This is a genomic window from Rhizobium sp. IY2, from assembly GCF_047532935.1.
GTDB lineage: Bacteria > Pseudomonadota > Alphaproteobacteria > Rhizobiales > Rhizobiaceae > Rhizobium > Rhizobium anhuiense.
This window is the reverse complement of sequence record NZ_JBLKNU010000008.1, coordinates 91,595-107,859: the sequence shown is the minus strand read 5'-3', so window position 1 is coordinate 107,859 and position 16,265 is coordinate 91,595. Positions and strand designations below refer to the sequence as shown.

At 61.8% G+C, this 16,265-nt stretch carries 12 protein-coding genes and 2 pseudogenes; 10 read left to right on the top strand and 4 right to left on the bottom strand.

The features are described 5' to 3' along the window. The first annotated feature begins 1 nt into the window (after position 1). The 5 genes and pseudogenes from phnE to ACMUVN_RS22760 form a co-directional block, all read left to right on the top strand. Positions 2-1,345 (top strand): phosphonate ABC transporter, permease protein PhnE, encoded by a 1,344-nt coding sequence (gene phnE, locus ACMUVN_RS22780; protein ID WP_414815472.1) that lies wholly within the window; start codon positions 2-4, stop codon positions 1,343-1,345. A gap of 141 nt (positions 1,346-1,486) precedes the next feature. Beyond that, positions 1,487-2,182 (top strand): DUF1045 domain-containing protein, encoded by a 696-nt coding sequence (locus tag ACMUVN_RS22775; RefSeq protein ID WP_414815471.1) that lies wholly within the window; start codon positions 1,487-1,489, stop codon positions 2,180-2,182. Between the two features lie 13 nt (positions 2,183-2,195). Continuing rightward, complete coding sequence (locus ACMUVN_RS22770; protein ID WP_047617404.1) at positions 2,196-3,335, top strand: alpha-D-ribose 1-methylphosphonate 5-triphosphate diphosphatase; 1,140 nt, start codon at positions 2,196-2,198, stop codon at positions 3,333-3,335. Beyond that, the gene (gene phnN, locus ACMUVN_RS22765; protein ID WP_414815511.1) at positions 3,335-3,928 is read left to right on the top strand and encodes a phosphonate metabolism protein/1,5-bisphosphokinase (PRPP-forming) PhnN; all 594 of its coding nucleotides are present in this window, start codon (positions 3,335-3,337) and stop codon (positions 3,926-3,928) included. Before ACMUVN_RS22770 ends, phnN begins: the two co-directional genes overlap by 1 nt. A 15-nt stretch (positions 3,929-3,943) precedes the next feature. After that, a pseudogene (locus ACMUVN_RS22760) lies at positions 3,944-4,072 on the top strand (GrpB family protein); the annotation flags it as partial. Between the two features lie 61 nt (positions 4,073-4,133). Here ACMUVN_RS22760 and ACMUVN_RS22755 read toward each other — a convergent pair. Both ACMUVN_RS22755 and ACMUVN_RS22750 read right to left on the bottom strand, forming a co-directional pair. After that, positions 4,134-4,841 (bottom strand): LysR substrate-binding domain-containing protein, encoded by a 708-nt coding sequence (locus tag ACMUVN_RS22755; RefSeq protein ID WP_348649674.1) that lies wholly within the window; start codon positions 4,839-4,841, stop codon positions 4,134-4,136. A 27-nt stretch (positions 4,842-4,868) separates the two neighbouring features. Then, a pseudogene (locus ACMUVN_RS22750) lies at positions 4,869-5,030 on the bottom strand (helix-turn-helix domain-containing protein); the annotation flags it as partial. Positions 5,031-5,550: 520 nt separating this feature from the next. Between ACMUVN_RS22750 and ACMUVN_RS22745 the strand changes: the two are divergent. From ACMUVN_RS22745 to ACMUVN_RS22730, 4 genes are all read left to right on the top strand, one after another. After that, complete coding sequence (locus tag ACMUVN_RS22745) at positions 5,551-6,600, top strand: ABC transporter substrate-binding protein (protein ID WP_047617401.1); 1,050 nt, start codon at positions 5,551-5,553, stop codon at positions 6,598-6,600. A 110-nt stretch (positions 6,601-6,710) separates the two neighbouring features. Next, positions 6,711-7,784, top strand: coding sequence for an ABC transporter ATP-binding protein (locus ACMUVN_RS22740; protein ID WP_028758152.1), 1,074 nt, complete (start codon positions 6,711-6,713; stop codon positions 7,782-7,784). Beyond that, positions 7,781-8,950 (top strand): ABC transporter permease, encoded by a 1,170-nt coding sequence (locus ACMUVN_RS22735; RefSeq protein WP_414815470.1) that lies wholly within the window; start codon positions 7,781-7,783, stop codon positions 8,948-8,950. Before ACMUVN_RS22740 ends, ACMUVN_RS22735 begins: the two co-directional genes overlap by 4 nt. Position 8,951: 1 nt before the next feature. Then, positions 8,952-9,740 (top strand): ABC transporter permease, encoded by a 789-nt coding sequence (locus ACMUVN_RS22730; protein WP_028758150.1) that lies wholly within the window; start codon positions 8,952-8,954, stop codon positions 9,738-9,740. Positions 9,741-9,800: 60 nt separating this feature from the next. Here ACMUVN_RS22730 and ACMUVN_RS22725 read toward each other — a convergent pair whose 3' ends face one another. Further along, complete coding sequence (locus ACMUVN_RS22725) at positions 9,801-12,143, bottom strand: DNA translocase FtsK (protein WP_414815469.1); 2,343 nt, start codon at positions 12,141-12,143, stop codon at positions 9,801-9,803. Positions 12,144-12,416: 273 nt separating this feature from the next. Next, entirely contained in the window at positions 12,417-15,416 is a 3,000-nt protein-coding gene (gene polA / locus ACMUVN_RS22720; RefSeq protein WP_414815468.1) for a DNA polymerase I, read from the bottom strand. A 428-nt stretch (positions 15,417-15,844) separates the two neighbouring features. Between polA and ACMUVN_RS22715 the strand changes: the two genes are divergently transcribed. Then, on the top strand, positions 15,845-16,261 hold the full coding sequence (locus tag ACMUVN_RS22715) for a MarR family winged helix-turn-helix transcriptional regulator (RefSeq protein WP_028755688.1): 417 nt from the start codon (positions 15,845-15,847) through the stop codon (positions 16,259-16,261). Positions 16,262-16,265: the final 4 nt, after the last annotated feature.

Genomic DNA, 16,265 nt, shown 5'->3' with positions numbered 1-16,265 from the left:
CATGACGGTGATCGACGCAAACCGCATGCACGAGATAGAGACGCGCTATCCGGAATATTTCCATCGCTCGTTCCGCCAGCGTTTCGGTGGGCTGATGATCCTTATGGCGACGCTGCTCTACGGCCTCTACGCCGCCTGGTTCTTCGACCTGTCCAAGCTCTTTGCCGAAGCGCATTGGGAGCGCGTCGGCATCTATCTCAGCCAATGGGTGAGCTACGACGTCCAGCCGGAACTCCGCATTCAGGACGACGGCTCGATCGAGGTGCGTTATCCGCGTTTCTCGCCGCTCGGCGACAATCCGCATCCGGATTGGCTGGTCAACAATCCCGACGGCAGCATCAGCGTTTCGATCAGCGGCACCAGCCGCAGCGTCACTGTCTCGAAGAGCGAGACGATCGTCACCGCGCATGGCGTCAGCGTCCCGATTGAGCTTTCCAGCGGTGCGCCGAAAGTCGTCGGACCGGTGCCCGGCTGGATGACGGTCTATGACGACAACGTGCTGGCCGATCTCGGCTTTGCCGGCAATGTCAGCATATCCGTCGACCGGGTGAAGATCCGCAAGCGTTTCATCGGCTGGGCGAATTTCATCTTCGACACGCAATCCTCCTTCTTCGACAAGCCGGTCGGCGAAGTCGTCAGCCTCATCGTCTCCGGTCCGCGCATTAAGCCCGATCAGTCCAACCTGTCGCTCGCCTTCGACGATATCTGGAACAACAGCGAATGGCAGCACGGCGACGTCTGGACCAAGCTTTTCCAGACAATCGTCATGGCGTTCCTCGGAACGCTGCTCGGCTCGCTTACCGCCTTTCCGCTCGCCTTCCTGGCAGCGCGCAACATCACGCCGAACCGGCTGCTGAACCAGATCCTGAAACGCTTCTTCGATTTCCTGCGCTCGGTCGACATGCTGATCTGGGCGCTGTTCCTGACGCGCGCCTTCGGCCCCGGCCCGCTTGCCGGCAGCGGCGCGATCTTCCTCACCGAGACCGGCACGCTCGGCAAGCTCTATTCCGAAGGATTGGAGAATATCGACAACAAGCCGCGGGAGGGCATCAAATCGACTGGTGCTCAGACGGTGCTCGTTCATCGTTATGGCATTATGCCGCAGATCGTTCCCGTCATCGTCAGCCAGACGCTCTACCAATGGGAATCGAACGTGCGCGGTGCGACCATCATCGGCGCTGTCGGTGCCGGCGGCATCGGCCTCAAACTCTGGGAGGCCATGCGCACCAACGCCAACTGGGAAAATGTCGCCTATATGGTCATCCTGATCCTGATCGTCGTCTTCCTTTTCGACACAGCCTCGAACGCGCTGCGCCACCGGCTGATGGGCACGAGAACCCACTGATCCACCCATCAAAGGCGGCGGCGGCGCTGCCGCCATCATCATTCTGTCACGGAAATCTTTTAGCCGGAGCCTGCTTGCGGTTCGCCGCCAAATCACTGCACATTGCGCTCCCCCGTTTCGAAGATCCCCAGGATAAAAGCCTTGCGCTACGCTCTCTATTTCTCGCCGCCGAAGGATCATCCCCTGACCGGCGCGGCCTCGCTCTGGCTCGGCCGCGACGCTTTCACCGGCGAGACCTATCCGGCACCGGACCATGAGCGACTGGGTGCGGCAGAGCAGTTCGAGCTGACCGCCGACCCGCGCCGCTACGGCTTTCACGCCACGATCAAGGCGCCGTTTTCGCTCGCTGCCTCCGTCACCGAGAAGGATCTCCTGGGGGTTGCCGAGGATTTTGCCCAGCGCACGCCAGCCTTCGAGATTCCGGAACTCGTGCTCGGCCAGCTCGGCCGTTTTTTTGCCCTCGTTCCCGGTTCTCTTCATCAACCTCTTCAGGATTTCGCCGCGAAGGTGGTAAGGTCGTTCGAACCGTTCCGTGCCGCGCTTTCCGAGGCCGATATGGCGCGGCGCAACCCGGATAAGCTCAGCGACAGCCAGCGCGCCCATCTGCAGCGCTGGGGTTATCCCTACGTCATGGAGGATTTCGGCTTTCACATGACGCTGACCGGCCAGGTGCCCGAAGCGCGCGCCGCGGTGATGAAAGCGATTCTGACCGAGCGTTTTGCCGATTTCACCGGCCGTCCGCTTCCGATTTCCGGCCTTGCCGTCTTCACCGAGGAGACGCGCGGTGCCCCGTTCAAAGTTCATTCCTGGCTGCCGCTTGCCGGCGCCAAACGCTGAAAGACCTGACGAGATGAGCAAAGAGACCGTGTTTTCCAATGCCCGCATCGTTCTCGAGGATGACATCCTCTCAGGATCGATCCTCATTCGCGACGGCAAGATCGCCGACATCTCCGAGGGCAGCTCGGTAGCCGGCGAAGATTTCGAAGGCGACTATGTCATTCCCGGCCTCGTCGAGCTGCACACCGATCATCTCGAAGGCCATTATCAGCCGCGTCCCGGCATACGCTGGAACAAGACCGCCGCAGTCCAGGCGCACGACGCCCAGATCGTCACCTCGGGCATCACCACGGTGTTCGACTGCCTGCGCATGGGTGCGGATGAGGACGGCGGCTTCGAACATGGCGAGATGCGTGAGATGGCCGATGCCATCCAGTCGGCGGAGAAGGAGGGCAGGCTGCGCGCCGAGCACCTGCTCCACCTGCGCTGCGAGGTCTCGGCCGACAATGTGCTCGAACATTTCGCCGATTTCGAAAACGACCGGCATGTGCGGCTCGTTTCGCTGATGGATCATGCGCCCGGCCAGCGTCAGTTCCAGACGATGGACCAATATATCTTCTACTACCAGAAGAAGCGCGGCCTGAGCGACGAGGCCTTCGCCCGTTTTGTCGCCAAGCGCCAGGCAGAGTCGGCCCGCAATTCGACGCCGCACCGCAACGCCATCGCCAAGGTCTGCGCCGAGCGCGGCATCACCGTGGCAAGCCATGACGACGCCACACTCTCCCATGTCGACGAGGCGATCGACAACGGCGTGCGCCTGGCCGAATTTCCGACCAGCTTCGATGCCGCCCGGGCATCGCACGGACATGGCATGAGCGTGCTGATGGGGGCGCCGAACATCGTGCGCGGCAAATCCCACTCCGGCAACATTGCCGCCCGCGATCTTGCCGAAATGGGCGTGCTCGACGTGCTTTCCTCCGACTACGTGCCGCTCAGCCTGCTGCACGCGCCTTTCATCCTCGCCGACGAGGTGGAGAGCATCAGCCTGCCGAGGGCGATCGCCATGGTGACGTCGACGCCCGCCCGCACCGTCAGCCTCGACGATCGCGGCCGGATCGCGACGGGACTGCGCGCCGATCTCGTCCGCGTCCACCGCGCGCATGGCGTGCCGGTGACACGCTCCGTCTGGCGCCAAGGACGCCGTGTCGCATGATGCCGCACGAACCCCATCCCGGAGCCGGAGCCGAGCGCGGCATCATGGTCGTCGTCGTCGGGCCGAGCGGCGCCGGCAAGGATACCCTGATGAACCTTGCCGCCCGGCATTTCACCGGCCGCACCGACGTTCATTTCACCCGCCGCGTCATCACCCGTCACCGTGACGCCGGCGGCGAGGATCATCTGTCCATCTCCCTCGAAGGCTTCGCCGCCATGGAGCAATCAGGCTCCTTTGCCGTCTGGTGGGAGGCGCACGGCCTGAAATATGGGATTCCCGCCGAGGTTTCGGTGGCGCTGTCCAGAGGCCATGTCGTCGTCGCCAACGGCTCGCGCTCGGCGCTTCACCGTTTCCAGGCCGCCTTCCCGCGGCTGAAGGTCATCAACGTCACCGCCCGCCCCGAAGTGCTCGTCGGCCGGCTGGAGGCGCGCGGACGCGAGACGCATGAGGATATCATGGCCCGGCTCGCCCGCGGACCGCTGACGGTGCGCGGCGAATATGACGTGACGGAACTCGACAATAGCGGCTCGCTCGAAGAGGCCAAGCAGAAGATGATCGCGATCCTCCAGGGATTGCTGGCGGAGACGCACTGACGGGAGAGGCAGGGCATGCGCGCCATCAGAGTGGTCGACTACGATCCTTCCTGGCCGCGGCTCTTTGCCGAAATCAGCGCCGAGGTGTCCATCCTGCTCGGCGACCTCGTGCTTTCCACCGATCATATCGGCAGTACGTCGGTCTCTCTTGTTTTCACGCAATTCCGGACGCAAAATCGCTGCACACTTTTGCTGGATTGCTCTTTCACCCCGGCCGGCTGGTTTCATCAGAGGCGTGACCGCCCATGGTTTCACCGATTGACTGTTGCATCCACGCGCGGAAACGCGCCAATGTCACCTCATTCCAGCGCTCTCGCGATCCGACGAAGTAATAGCCTCCAAGCCGGACATCCGTTCCGAGCAATTCGACGAGCCGCCCGGCACGCAGGTCGTCTGCAGCGATCAAACGCGTGGCAAGGGCTATTCCTTGGCCTGCGACAGCCGCGTCGACCGTCAGATTGGCCGACCACAGCCGTGGACCATTCAAAATTACTTCATGCTCGAAGCCAGCCTTGCGAAACCATTGCCGCCATTGATCGCGGCTTTCCTCGTGGATCAACGGTTGGCGCACCAGATCGTCGAGGGTGCGTATTGGCGCATTCCTGCTGATCCATTCGGGGCTTGTGACCGGAAACATGCGAGGCCTTTCCAGCAGGATCCAACGGACATTCCCTCTTGGCTCCTCCGAGTAGCGGATGTCGACATCGGCCTCATAGCGCGTGAAATCCGGTTCGAGATCGGTCGCGCGCATCACGAAATCGATCCCGGGCAACGCAAGCTGGAGCTGATTGAAGCGCGGTGTCAGCCAACGCGTTGCGAGGCCGGGCACGCACCAGATGCGCAAGACAGTGCGGTTGACTGCTGGGCGCAATTCCGCCGTCGATTTGGCAATGAGGTCGAAAGCCGTTCCCACGGTCTCGGCAAAAACCCTGCCTTCCGCCGTCAGCCTGATGCCGCGCGGTCCGGCATCGACAAGCCGCGTGCCAAGCCAGGCTTCGAGGTTACGGACGTGGCGGGATATGACGGTATGGCTGAGATTGAGATCGTCCGCGGCCCTGCGCATTGAGCCCAGCCGGCTGACAGCCTCGAAGGCGCGCACCATGGATAACGGCGGCAAACGTCCGCGTTTCTGAGCACCTTCCGGTTCATCTGCTAACGATTTCCCTCTGCGCAATCCCGTCCCCCAAAGGAAAACCAAAATCGGAATGCCGTGTACACATCCATATGCCATAGGCTTCGGAACTTGGGTGTAACGAAGAGTGGTGCACGGTGGTGCATATGGTGCACCACTAACCTATCGATTGGCAATTGCCAAATCCGACCTTTTCATAGGCGAGTCGTGTCGAATTTGCCGGCTGGTGCGACGCCTGGCCAGAAACACCGGTTGGGAGTGGTGCATCGACGTGTCCACCGGGGGCAACAAAAAGCGCCTTTCCGCCCCTTGGGACATACGCCAGCATTGTTCGCAGCAAAACCGTCCGCCTGTTGGAGATGACACACGGCAAGCCCGCTGAAGCCGGCCTTGCCTACCCCACGGACGCGGCCGGCGATCGCCACCGATCCCGAAGATCGTGGTTGTCAACCAAGCATCGGGCAGATGCTCAACAAACAGGGGAAAGCGAATGAAACTCAAGAACACGTCGACGATTGCAGCTCTGGGATTGCTGTCACTGGCGGTTGCTACGGGGCCGAGCGTGGCCAGGGACCTCACCATAGCTTCCTGGGGCGGCAACTTTCAGGATGCTCAACGAAAGATTTTTTTCCAACCCTTCGCCGAGGATACCGGCAAGCCTCTGCTCGATGAGGCCTGGGATGGCGGCATCGGTGTCCTTCAGGCGAAGGTCAAGGCTGGCAATCCTTCCTGGGATGCGGTGGAGGTCGAGGCGGATGAGCTTGCGCTCGGCTGTGCCGACGGTCTTTTTGAAAAGGTGGACTGGAGCAAGCTCGGCGGCAAGGATGCATTCCTCCCTTCCGCCGTAAGCGATTGCGGCGTCGGCTCCATCGTCTGGTCGACTGCGATCGCCTATGACGGCGCAAAGATTGCCAACGGCCCGGAATCCTGGGCCGACTTCTGGGACGTGAAGAAATTCCCCGGCAAGCGCGCCCTGCGCAAGGGGCCGAAATACACGCTCGAATCCGCGCTGATGGCCGATGGCGTGCCGGCCGATAAGGTTTACGAGGTCCTGGCGACGCCGGAAGGCATCGACCGTGCCTTTGCCAAGCTCGACGCATTGAAGCCGAGCCTGGTCTGGTGGACCTCGGGCGCCCAGCCACTGCAACTGCTTGCCTCCGGCGAGGTTGCCATGACCAGCGCCTACAACGGCCGCATCACCGGCATCAACCGCTCGGAAGGCAGGAAGTTCAAGGTTGTCTGGCCGGGCAGCATCTATGCCGTCGACAGTTGGGTCGTCCTGAAGGGCGCTGAAAACAAGGATGCGGCCTTTGACTTTGTTGCCTTCGCTAGCAAGTCGGAAAATCAGGCAAAGCTGCCGCAATATATCGCCTACGGCCTCACGAACACCGAAGCCGGCAAGACCCTGCCGCCCGATCAACTGGCCGACCTGCCGACGACCCCGACCAACATGCAGGGAGCCGTCAGCCTTGATACGGACTTCTGGATCGACAATTCGGAAGCGCTGACCAAAAGATTTGACGCCTGGCTGGCACAGTAGCGGCACGATATCGCCCCCACGGATCGCTCCTGCCGAGGATCCATGGGGGCTTCCGCCTATCCTCGTCACTTCGTCTCCTTGAGAACAGACAATCCGAACGGAGGGCCGCCGTGGCTACGCCGCGCATACGCTTTGAAAGAGTCTCCAAATCCTTTGGCACGCTTCAGGTCGTCAAAGACCTGTCGCTCGACATCGAGAGGGGCGAATTCGTCAGCCTTCTCGGACCGTCGGGTTCCGGCAAGACAACCTTGCTGATGATGGCTGCGGGTTTCGAAAACCCCACCGGTGGCAGCATCTTTCTCGACGGCCGCCGTATCGACCATCTGCCACCGTATCGGCGCGAAATGGGCGTCGTCTTCCAGAACTATGCGCTCTTTCCGCATATGTCGGTCGCCGACAACATCGCCTTTCCGCTGAAGATGCGCGGTATCGGACGCAGCGAGATCGAAGGCCGAGTAAAACGGGCGCTCGACATGGTGCAACTGTCTGCAATGAGCAGCCGAAAGCCGGCCCAGCTTTCCGGTGGTCAGCAGCAGCGTGTGGCACTTGCCCGCGCTCTGGTGTTCGAGCCGGCCGTTGTGCTGATGGACGAGCCGCTGGGGGCGCTTGACAAACAGTTGCGGGAACAGATGCAACTCGACATCCGCGCACTGCACAAGCGGCTGGAGCTGACCGTGGTGTTCGTGACCCACGATCAGGCCGAGGCGCTTACCATGTCCGATCGGATTGCAGTCTTCAATCATGGGAACATCGAGCAGATCGGCTCGCCGCGCGATATTTACGATCGCCCGCAAACGCGCGTCGTCGCCGAATTCATCGGCGAAACCAATCTGATAGAAGGAACGGTGACGGCGACGGGAAAAACCGGGGCCTCGGTCGAGCTCGCCGATGGGCGGCATCTGATCGTATCGGGCAGCGGCTCCCTCTCCGTCGGAAGCCGCGTCCATATTTCGGTCCGTCCTGAGCGGATTTCTCTTGCGGCCCGCGGGACTGGGTCTGCGACGAATGCCTTGCCGACGAAAATACTCGACAGCGTGTACCAGGGCGATCACCTGCGGGTGCAGCTTGACCACGATGCCTTCCGCTTCATAGTCCGGACCGACAGGCGATCGGCGGAGTGGGCAGCGGGCGCCGATGTGGTGGCTCATTTCGCACCGGACGATTGTTGGGTGATTGCGGCATGAGCGCGTTCCGTCAGAGCATCGGCACCTTCGCGCTTGTCCTTCCTCTTACTCTGTTCCTGGGTGTCTTCTTCATCTGGCCACTTCTGACGGTGCTTGAGCAGGCGGTGTCCGATCCGGTCGTCAGCCAAAACCTGCCCCGGACGACGGCCGCGATCTCCACCTGGAACCGTAATTCCGAGCCCTCCGACGAGATGCAGATTGCGCTTGTCGAAGACCTGAAATCGATCGACGACGATCAGAATCTGGGCGAGGTGGTTCGAAGACTCAACAGCGCCCAGCCGGGCTTCCGCACGCTGATGCGAAAGACCGTCGCCGCCGTGGAAGGCAGCGCCGAACCGACAAAACTTGGAGAGGTGGACTCGCGATGGAACGATCCCTCGTTCTGGCGGGCCATTGCCGAGGCGACCTATCCTTATACCGATCGCAATCTCCTTGCCGCAGTCGATCTTCAGCATGACGCATCGGGAGCGATCGTGGCGATGCCGGCCGGGGAGTCGGCCAATCAGGCGATCCTTCTCAGAACATTCACTGTGGCTGCTGTCGTGACCGTGGCGACATGCCTCATCGGCCTGCCATATGCGATGCTGATCGCAGCCTCCAGCGGCTGGCGGCGACAGCTCCTCCTTGTCGCGGTGCTCCTGCCGCTATGGACGTCGTTGCTGGTGCGCACCGCGGCTTGGTACATCCTCCTGCAGGACAAGGGACTTATCAATTCCTTCCTCATGTCGCTCGGCCTCATCAGCGACCCGTTGCCGCTTCTTTTCAACCGAACGGGTGTCATTATCGCCATGACGCATGTTCTGCTGCCCTTCATGGTCCTGCCGATCTACAGTGTCCTCATCGCAATTCCCCGAAATCTCATGCCCGCGGCAGCCTCTCTCGGCGCGCGGCCGATCCGGGCCTTCCTGCAAATCCTGTTGCCTCTGACATTGCGCGGTATCGCTTCCGGCGGACTGCTCGTCTTCATGGCAGCCCTCGGTTACTACATCACGCCGGCGCTCATCGGCGGGCCCAAAGACCAGATGATCAGTTCGGTGATTGCCTTCTATACCACCGGCTCCGCCAATTGGGGGATGGCCGGCGCGCTCGGAATCGTGCTGCTCGCCGCGACCATCGTGTTCTACGGCGTCTATGGCCGGCTCTCAACGAAGACGGCAGGTGCCTGACATGACAGTTCGTTTGCTTAAATTTCTGTATGGTGCGGCAACGGTGATTTTTCTGCTGGCCCCGCTTTTGGCGATCCTTCCGATCGCATTTACCTCCAGCAGTTTCCTGTCCTATCCCATCCCTTCTTTTTCGACCCGCTGGTTTGCGGAACTCGCAAACGCGGACGCCTGGCGGCGGTCCATCGTCAACAGCTTGCTGATCGGCACGGGGACCACACTGCTTTCAACCGTGCTCGGCATGCTGGCCTCACTTGCATTGCGCAGGCGCATTGTCTTCGGCTCTACACTGCGGACAATGTTCCTTCTGCCGATGGTCGTTCCGGCGGTCGTGCTCGGAGTCGGGCTTCAAATTCTGTTTGCCAAGCTCGGATTTCCGAACACCTTTGCGGCCGTCATCATAGCGCATACGGTTGTCGCCGTACCTTTCGTGCTGATCAGCATCACCGCGTCGCTTGACGGCATCGACTATCGAGTCGAACGGGCGGCGACGAGCCTGGGCGCTTCTCCAGCAAAGGTCTTCTGGAAAATAACGCTGCCGCTCGCCATGCCGGGTGTACTGTCGGGCGCGGTGCTTGCTTTTGCCACCTCGCTTGATGAAGTCGTGCTGACCCTGTTTGTCGCCGGCCCAAACCAGTTGACGCTCGCGCGCCAGATGTTCTCGTCCATTCGCGAAAACATCAGCCCGGCCATCGTTGCCGCGGCATTTCTCTTCATCCTCGGAACGATCTTTCTCGGAGGCCTGCTTGCCATCGTGCACAAACGCGCCGCCCGTTCCGCAGTCGCGGGGTGATGTTCGGCCACTGGAATGCCGCGCCCTCACGCTGAGCCGCGATGGCGCGGCTCCTGCCGATCAATCCCCGTCGCCCCGCCCAGAAACGATCTCGCGCTTGCCGACGTGGTTGGCCGGGCCGACGAGGCCTTCCTTTTCCATGCGTTCCACCAATGAGGCGGCGCGGTTATAACCGATGCCGAGGCGGCGCTGGATGTAGGAGGTGGAGCATTTCTTGTCGCGCATGACGACCTTGACCGCCTGCTCGTAGAGTTCGTTGCCATCCTCGGAGGCCATGGCGCTCTTGTCGAAAACGGCGCCGGCTTCCTCCTCTTCCGTCTCGTCCTCCTCGTCGGCGGTGACGGTGTCGAGATATTCGGGGCGCCCCTGTGTTTTCAGATGGGCGACGACCTTTTCGACCTCCAAATCCGAAACGAAGGGACCGTGGACGCGGGAAATGCGCCCGCCGCCCTGCATGTGCAGCATGTCGCCCTGACCGAGCAGCTGCTCGGCGCCCTGTTCGCCGAGGATGGTGCGGCTGTCGATCTTCGAGGTCACCTGGAAGGAAATGCGGGTCGGGAAGTTTGCCTTGATCGTGCCGGTGATGACATCGACCGATGGACGCTGTGTGGCCATGATCAGATGGATGCCGGCGGCGCGGGCCATCTGGGCGAGGCGCTGGATCGCGCCTTCGATGTCCTTGCCGGCGACCATCATCAGGTCAGCCATTTCGTCGACGATGACCACGATATAGGGCATCGGCGTCAGGTCCAGCGCCTGGCTTTCCTCGATCGGAGCACCGGTGCCCTTGTCGAAGCCGACCTGGACCATGACGTGGATGGTCTCGCCCTTTTCACGGGCCTGCGCCACGCGGTCGTTGTAACCGTCGATATTGCGCACGCCGAGGCGCGACATCTTGCGGTAGCGCTCCTCCATTTCGCGCACGGCCCATTTCAGCGCCATCACCGCCTTCTTCGGATCGGTGACGACGGGCGTCAGCAGATGCGGGATGCCGTCATAGACGGAGAGTTCGAGCATCTTCGGGTCGACCATGATCAGGCGGCACTGTTCCGGCGTCATGCGATAGAGCAGCGACAGGATCATCGTGTTGATGGCGACCGACTTGCCCGAGCCGGTGGTGCCGGCAACAAGCAGATGCGGCATCTTGGCGAGCTCGGCAATCACCGGCTCGCCGCCGATCGTCTTGCCGAGGCCGAGCGCCAGCTTGTAACCGCTCTTCTCGAAATCCTGGCTTTCGATCATCTCGCGGAAATAAACGGTTTCACGCGTCACATTCGGCAATTCGATGCCGATGACGTTGCGTCCGGGGACGACGGCGACACGGGCCGAGAGCGCCGACATCGAGCGGGCGATATCGTCGGCCAGTCCGATGACGCGCGACGACTTCACGCCTGGCGCCGGCTCGAATTCATAGAGGGTGACGACGGGGCCGGGACGGACATGGATGATCTCGCCCTTGATGCCGAAATCTTCCAGCACGCTTTCCAAGAGCCCGGCATTCTGCTCCAACGTCTCCTGCGACATGATCTCGCCGAGGCGTTCCGGCGGTTCCTGCAGCAGGGCGCGCGGCGGGAATTCATAGCCGGATGCGTCGACCCTTTCGGGCCTCACGGCCAGACGCGGCGACGGCAGAACCGCGGCCACAGGCGGCGTACGCTGCGGCGCGGGCGCTGCCGGAGGGGCTGATGCAATTTGAGGGGCTGGCGTGACCTGGGGTGCGGGTGCAATCTGCGCCTGCACGACCGGCGCCTCGACAATAATGCGCCTCGGCTTTTCCAGGGATGGGGCGGCCGGAGGACGCACGGCGACCTTTGCGGACATCGCAGCGGGCGGCGAGACCGGGCGGGAGGGCACGGGAGCGACAGCCGGCCGGCCGGGGCGCCATTCCATGATCTTGAACAGCGAAGTGATCGATTCGGGCGTGGCCTCAGCCTTCGGGAACGAGATCACGGGGGGCGCGCGAACCGGCTCGGCCTCTTCGAAGGCCATGACTTCCCAGAAGGCGAAATCCGAAATGGAGGAAAGCTCAGCGGTGGCGCGGAAGGCAGGCGCGCCGACCTCGTCAGGCAACGGTGCCTGCTGCAGTTCGACCATGTCGGGTGCCGTGGAAATTTCCTCCGGCTCCGGCAGATAGATATCGAACGGCACGTCGACGGCAACCGGCTCTATCCGTATCGCCTGCTGTGCAAGCTGCGAATCATCGCGAACGGGCTCATTCGGCGCGCGCCGTTTGCTGATCAGCGTTTCCGGCGTGCGGGTGAAACGAACATTCGGCGCGAGGGAAAAATTGCTCTGCCAAATGGGCGCTGCCGGCTTTTCTCCTGGATTTTCCTCCGGAAGCTCAGTTTCAATCCCGCTGGAAAAGTCCCCGGCGTCCGTCAAATTGGTTCTGGGAAAACGCATGCGTCCGCTACTCACTCATGCTTGGCAAATTACGACCCTACCGGGATAGAAAAGGAAGGTTAATAAGTTCCTTCCTTCCGTACCGTTCCGACACGGCTCCTGGTGGCAAATTGCTGCACTTTCAATGGCTTGCGCTAAGCGGAAAAATCTTTGCCAATTTTGGAGAGGTGGCTAAGCGCGTCGCGTCGAATCTGATTGATGCGACGTGCTTCGGGTCTTTGTTTGATGCATGTCGTTGTCCCAAAACCGCTGCGCACTTTTGGGCGACATGCATTAGTGCGCCTCGTCCCAATTGGTGGCGGCGCGCGCATCGACCCTCAGCGGCACGCGCATTTCGAGCGCCGGCATGGTGGCGTTTTCCATGACCGAGACGATGACCGGCATCGCCTTTTCGACATCGTCATCCTCGACCTCGAAGATGAGTTCGTCATGCACCTGCAGCAGCATGCGGACGCGATCGCCAAGGCCGACTTCGGCAAGCGCCGGCTCCATCCTGATCATCGCCCGGCGGATGACGTCGGCAGCCGAGCCCTGGATCGGCGCGTTGATCGCCGCACGCTCGTTGAAGGCGCGCACGGACGGATTGGACGAGCGGATTTCCGGATAGTTGATGCGGCGGCCGAAGATCGTCTCGACATAACCTTTGTCGCGCGCCATGGCCTTTCGGCTTTCCATATAGTCGCGGATGCCGGGGAAACGCTCGAAATATTTCTTGATGTAGTCGCCGGCTTCCGAACGCTCGATCGAAAGCTGATTGGCAAGGCCGAAGGCCGAGATGCCGTAGATGATGCCGAAATTGATCGCCTTGGCGCGACGACGGACCTCGCCCGGCATGCCTTCGACCGGCACGCCGAACATTTCCGACGCCGTCATGGCGTGGATGTCGACGCCGTCCTCGAAGGCTTTGGTCAGCTGCGGGATTTCGGCCACATGGGCAAGCACGCGCAGCTCGATCTGGCTGTAGTCGGCAGAGATCAGCTTGTGGCCGGGCGTCGAGATGAAGGCGGTGCGGATCTTCCGGCCTTCGGCGGTGCGCACGGGAATGTTCTGCAGGTTCGGCTCAGAGGACGACAAGCGCCCCGTGGTCGTCGATGCCAGCGAATAGGAGGTATGCACCCGCTTGGTCTCAGGGTGGACATAGCCGGGGAGCGCGTCGGTGTAGGTCGATTTCAGCTTGGTGAGCTGGCGCCAGTCGACGATCTTGCGCGGCAGCTCGAAACCGGCGGCAGCCAGATCTTCGAGCACCTGGGCGGAGGTGGACCATTGGCCGGTTTTCGTCTTGCTGCCGCCGGCAAGGCCCATCTTGCCGAACAGGATGTCGCCCAGCTGCTTCGGCGAGCCGATATTGAAACGCTCGCCGGCCAGCACGTAGATCTCGTCCTCCAGGCGCGCGGCCCCCTGGGCCAGCTCGCCGGACAGGCGCGACAGGATCTGCCGGTCGACGGTGATGCCGCGCGCTTCCATGCGCGCCAGCACCGGCAATAGCGGTCGCTCCAGCCGCTCATAGACGCTGGTCAGCCCTGCCGCCGCCAGCCGGGGCTTCAGCACCAGCCAGAGGCGCAGCGTCACGTCGGCATCTTCGGCGGCATAATGGGTGGCGCGGTCGATGGCGACCAGATCGAAGGTGACGTTCGCCTTGCCGCTGCCGGCCACGTCCTTGTAGGGGATCGGAGTATGGCCGAGGAATTTTTCCGAGAGCGGATCCATGCCATGCGCGCCGGTGCCGGCGTCGAGCACGTAGGAGATAAGCATCGTATCATCGAAACTCCGGGTCTCGATGCCGTAGCGCTTCATCAGCAGGTAATCGTATTTCAGGTTCTGGGCGACCTTGAGAACCGATTCGTCCTCCAGCAAAGCCTTCAGCCGCGGCAGGGCATCGCGCATGGGAATCTGGTTTTCGGCAAGGCCGCCGCCGAGCAGATCGCCGACGCCGTTCTTGTGGACGAGCGGCACATAGGCGGCGCGGATCTTCGTGCCGGTGGGATCGGCCGTATTGTCGGCGATCGCCATCGAGAAGCCGACGAGCTCGGCCTGCATCGCATCGAGCGAGGTCGTCTCGGTATCGAAAGCAACGAGGCCGGTCGCGCGCGCATCGGCGATCCACCGGTCGAGCGTCGCCAGGTCGCGGATCGTCACATAGGCCGTATGATCGAAGGGCAGCGTCGCAAAGGCCTCAGCCCGCGCCTTGGCAAGATCGGCGGGCGAAAAGGCGCCTTCGACGGCAGCCTTCGCCTTGGCGCGCGGCGGCACCGGCACGGATTCGCCCGAGACTTCGGGGATGCCGCCGGCAACGGGTTCGGGTTCCGCCGCACTGAGATCGGGGCCGTGGGCCGCCTCGCCCCATTCGATGTGGACGACCGCCGGTTCAATGGCGCTGGCATCGCAGTCGCAGGCTTCGGCGACCCGGCGCGTCAGGGTGGTGAATTCCATCGTTTTGAGGAAGCCGATCAGCTTCGGGCCATTCTGCGGCTCGAGCACCAGCGCGTCGAGATCGAGATCGAGCGGCACGTCGGTGCGCAACCGCACGAGGTCGCGCGAGAGCTTGGCCATGTCGATATTGGCGAGGATCGTCTCGCGGCGCTTGACCTGCTTGATCTCGGTGGCGCGCTCGAGCAGCGTGTCGAGATCGCCGTATTCCTCGAGGAGCTGGGCGGCGGTTTTCGGGCCGATGCCGGGAATGCCGGGGACATTGTCGACCGAATCACCGGTCATCGCCTGCAGGTCGATCATCTTTTCGGGCGGCACGCCCCATTTCTCGATGACATCGGGAATGCCGATCTGCTTGTCCTTCATGCTGTCATACATATGGACATTGGGGCTGACGAGCTGCATCAGATCCTTGTCGGAGGAGACGATGGTGACATCGGCGCCTGCTGCCTCGGCCTGGCGGGCGTAGGTGGCGATGATGTCGTCGGCCTCAAAACCTTCGGTCTCGATGCAGGGCAGATTGAAGGCGCGGGTCGCCTCTCTTATGAGGCCGAATTGCGGGATGAGCTCTTCCGGCGGGGCGGAGCGGTTCGCCTTGTAGGCGTCGTAGAGATCCTTGCGAAACGTCTTGGCAGAATAATCGAAGATGACGGCAAGATGTGTCGGCGTCACGCCGACATCGGTATTGCGTGCATCCCTCAAGAGCTTCCACAGCATGTTGCAGAAACCGGACACGGCGCCGATCGGCAAGCCGTCCGTCTTGCGGGTCAGCGGTGGCAATGCATGAAACGCCCGGAAGATGAATCCGGAACCATCGATTAGGAAGAGGTGATCGCCTTTTTTCATGCGTGCATGGATAGCGCGGGCATTGGACGAGGTCCATATAAAGTTCGGCGCGCAAAAAGGATTCAGCGTGCGCAGCGCCGTCTATTCCTGCTCACCAAACTGTTACCGATTTGTAACGATCGCTCTCCCTTGAAAAACCACATTCGCAGCCACAAATCCATGTCACCGGCGCTTGATCGCGCCGCGGGTCTGATTACCGGCTTGTCCCCCGCCGCGTCAGGCTTGGACAAAGGCCTTATCCCCCTCTCCGGGCCTTTGTCCCCACTTTAAAGTCGCCATGGCCAACCTCCAGGCCATGGCGACTTTTGTTTTTTCCAGCCACTCGAAATTATCGTCGCGGCTTGCATCTTATGAAGCATCGCCTGCGATTTGCTGCATTGTCTCCAGCATGGTTTTGAGCCTAACTTGCAATCATGGGATTTAACCGCATGGATTCGGGAGCCTACCTTGCCAGCCAACTGGCGAAGGGTTTTGCCCGCTCGCTGCACCAGCGCGCGGTCGGTCTGGGTTTTTCTCCGGGCCAATTCCCCATTCTGCTGGAACTCTGGGCCGAAGACGGGCTGACCCAGAAACAGCTTCTCGAGCGGGTCGATATCGAGCAGGCGACCATGGCCAATACGCTTTCGCGCATGGTCCGCGACGGATTGATCGAACGCCGTCCACATCCCTCCGACAGGCGGGCGCAACTGCTCTTCCTGACGCCGAAGGCCCGCGCCATGGAGGCCGAGGCGATCGAGATCGCGCGGGAGGCCGACCTTGCGCTGTTTAAGGGTTTTCGGGTCTTCGAGCGCGAGCTGACGCTCGAATATATCCGGCGGCTTCTGGAAAACGCCAAGGCGCTGTGAAGAA